1 protein-coding gene is annotated in these 1,720 nt (G+C 38.2%); it reads left to right on the forward strand.

What is annotated here, in order from left to right; genetic code table 11:
* Positions 1-12 precede the first annotated feature (12 nt).
* Positions 13-1,527 (forward strand): glycine--tRNA ligase, encoded by a 1,515-nt coding sequence (locus tag FVQ77_17470; GenBank protein MBW8052094.1) that lies wholly within the window; start codon positions 13-15, stop codon positions 1,525-1,527.
* The last annotated feature ends 193 nt before the right edge of the window (positions 1,528-1,720 follow it).

Genomic DNA, 1,720 nt, shown 5'->3' on the forward strand with positions numbered 1-1,720 from the left:
TTCGTAAGCAGCATAAAATTCAATTATCAAGTGGAACTTAAAAATATTATCGCCCATGCCAGAGAATACGGCTTTGTTTTCCAGTCTTCAGAAATATATGATGGACTACAGGCAGTATATGACTACGGGCAATATGGTGTAGAACTCAAAAATAATATTAATGCTCTCTGGTGGCAAACAATGACCCGGGTACACGAAAACATTGTTGGCATTGATTCGGCTATTTTTATGCATCCCCGTATTTGGAAAGCCTCCGGTCATATAGACAGCTTCAACGACCCGATGATTGATAATAAAGATTCTAAGAAAAGATATAGTGTAGAGGCGCTTTTACAAGAAAAAGTAGAAGAGTATCAGAACGAGAAAAGTAGCACTGGCAATAAAAAGGCTCAAGAACTTCTGGAAAAAATGAATCAATTGCTTAAAAAAGAAGATTTGAAGGGACTACTTCATCTTATTATTTCTGAAAATATCACCTGCCCTGTATCCGGTACCTGCAAATGGACAGACGTACGCCAGTTCAATCTTATGTTTTCAACCCAGGTTGGTTCGTTAGCCGATGAAACTGACACGATCTACCTGAGACCCGAAACAGCACAAGGCATTTTCGTAAATTTTCTGAATGTTCAAAAAACGGGCAGATTGAAAATCCCTTTTGGTATCGCACAGATAGGCAAAGCTTTTAGAAACGAAATAGTTGCCCGTCAATTTATTTTCAGAATGCGGGAATTTGAGCAGATGGAAATGCAGTATCTTGTTAAGCCCGGAGAAGAAATGAAATGGTACAAATACTGGAAGGAAGCCCGTATGAAATGGTATGGACTTTTGGGAATTGCTGAAGAAAAATTACGATTTCATGAGCACGAAAAATTAGCCCATTATGCTAATGCCGCTGTTGACATAGAATACGAATTTCCATTCGGATTTAAAGAAATAGAAGGTATTCATTCAAGAACAGATTTTGACCTAAAAAATCACCAGCAGTTTTCAGGGAAAAAGATGCAATATTTTGATAATGAAATTAATAAAAACTACCTCCCTTATGTAGTTGAAACGTCAACCGGTACAGACAGAATTTTGCTGATGCTTTTGTGCAACGGCTTTACTGAAGAACAAGAGGCGGACAAAGGCAGCATCAAAAGTGGTGAGCAAAAGATGCGGACCTATTTAAAATTACCCCTTGCATTGGCCCCGGTAAAGGCAGCCATATTTCCCTTAGTAAGAAAAGACGGGCTGCCTGAAAAGGCAAAAGAGGTCGTAAATAAACTTAAATATGACCATTACATCATTTACGAAGAAAGGGATTCTATAGGCAGGCGCTATACAAGGCAGGATCTTATAGGCACGCCTTTCTGCATTACAGTAGATCATGAAACATTGAATAATGATACGGTAACGATAAGACACAGGGACACGATGGAGCAGAATAGACTTCACATTGAGCAACTAAATGACTTTATCAGAAAAGAGACTTCCATGACAAATATTTTGGAACAAATTTCCCCGATACCAACTCCCCGATGTTAATCCCGAGTACTCGGGACTGATGATACAAATTCAACACCTAATCCCTCTCATAAAAATTCGTACATTAGCCACTTATCAAACCTTCACAAGAAATCGCGCCTGACTTAAAAGAGTGTAATGAACTGGTTTCTATTTTTGCTACCAGTGTTAAAACAGCAGAAAAGAATAAAATAACAAATAAAACAAACAAGAA

The organism is Cytophagales bacterium, assembly GCA_019456305.1.
GTDB lineage: Bacteria > Bacteroidota > Bacteroidia > Cytophagales > VRUD01 > VRUD01.